The sequence below is a fragment of the Streptomyces hazeniae genome (assembly GCF_031845485.1).
GTDB lineage: Bacteria > Actinomycetota > Actinomycetes > Streptomycetales > Streptomycetaceae > Streptomyces > Streptomyces hazeniae.
The window spans coordinates 1-830 of record NZ_JAVREQ010000070.1 but is presented as its reverse complement, the minus strand read 5'-3'; the positions used below and the strand labels follow the sequence as shown (position 1 = coordinate 830).

Genomic DNA, 830 nt, shown 5'->3' with positions numbered 1-830 from the left:
ACAGACAGCAGACCTGACGAGATCCCCCACCACACCGTCGCGACGCCCATCACCGCACCGATCACGCACGCCAGCAGCAGCTTCGCCGGGCTAGGAGTAGCTCCGCTGACGTACCCGGCGGGTCGGCCCATATCCGTATCCGGCTGCAGACGCACGGATTTCACTGCAAAGTAGATCCCGGCGGCAATCACCACCCAGCCCACAATCGGGATCACCGATGCCCGACTGTTCCCCTCCGGTGGCGGGTTGAACGCCATCAAGGCACCACAAACCACCCACGAGATTCCGAGCAGGAAAGCCATCGACCGCGCCGTCACGCCCATCAGTATCACCGCGATGCCCCAGGCACGACCCCGCAACCGCACATTAACGCCGACCCGGCCAGGCCGGTCAGGCTGCGGAACGCCCGCAACACTGTTATCCGCAGACGGGCCGCCGGACTGGCAACTAGGTTCACGATGCCCACAAAACCCAGTTGATCGCACTGGCCAGGAGGGTCGGCACTCGCCACGTCAGGAACCGCGTGCCAGGGTGAAAGACAAACCGAACTGAAGATTGCGCGGCAGCTGAACCGGCGCCTACAGCCAACCCCCACCCCCGCGTGCTGAGGGCCGGCCGGATTGCACGCGGATCCGAATAAGCAAGGGATGCATCTGGTATCGGGCGTTACCATCTCGGGCACGGACGAACGAGGGTGACGTGATCAACGAGGCAAGGATCGACATCATCGACCAACCCGACGCCGGCCACCGCTCAGAACCGGCCGCACACCAGATTCGATATCTGCCGTGATGCGTTGGGCAGGCTGGTGGCTGGGACCACTGCTCGGG

The 830-nt window shown here is 64.2% G+C and carries 1 protein-coding gene; it reads right to left on the bottom strand.

What is annotated here, in order from left to right:
- On the bottom strand, positions 1–302 hold a 302-nt coding region (locus RM572_RS28605), incomplete at its 3' end, for a hypothetical protein (RefSeq protein ID WP_311676283.1).
- Positions 303–830 lie beyond the last annotated feature (528 nt).